Source organism: Sinorhizobium sp. CB7 (genome assembly GCF_041357635.1).
Classification (GTDB): Bacteria; Pseudomonadota; Alphaproteobacteria; order Rhizobiales; family Rhizobiaceae; genus Rhizobium.
This window is the reverse complement of the sequence record NZ_JAULLL010000100.1, coordinates 1-210: the sequence shown is the minus strand read 5'-3', so window position 1 is coordinate 210 and position 210 is coordinate 1. Positions and strand designations below refer to the sequence as shown.

The 210-nt window shown below is 60.0% G+C and carries 1 protein-coding gene; it reads right to left on the bottom strand.

Features of this window, described 5'->3' with window-relative positions; translation table 11 throughout:
• Positions 1 to 159, bottom strand: a 159-nt coding sequence (locus tag AAE029_RS36320) for an alkaline phosphatase (protein ID WP_371077782.1), incomplete at its 3' end; no start/stop codon positions are given.
• Between the last annotated feature and the right edge of the window lie 51 nt (positions 160 to 210).

Genomic DNA, 210 nt, shown 5'->3' with positions numbered 1-210 from the left:
GTATTTGTAGATGCGGGCGGCCGTGACCGTGGTCGGGCCCATGCCGTCGCCGAGGAAAAAAATTATGTTCTTGGCTTCGCCGGTGGCATGCGCGGGGGCGGCGAAGCCGGCCGTCAGGGCGGCCGCCAGCGAGGTCGTGAGCAGGGTGTGTTTGATCATCTTGTATCTCCGAAACTTCGGCCAGTTACAGGCCGGAAGCATTTTTTACTA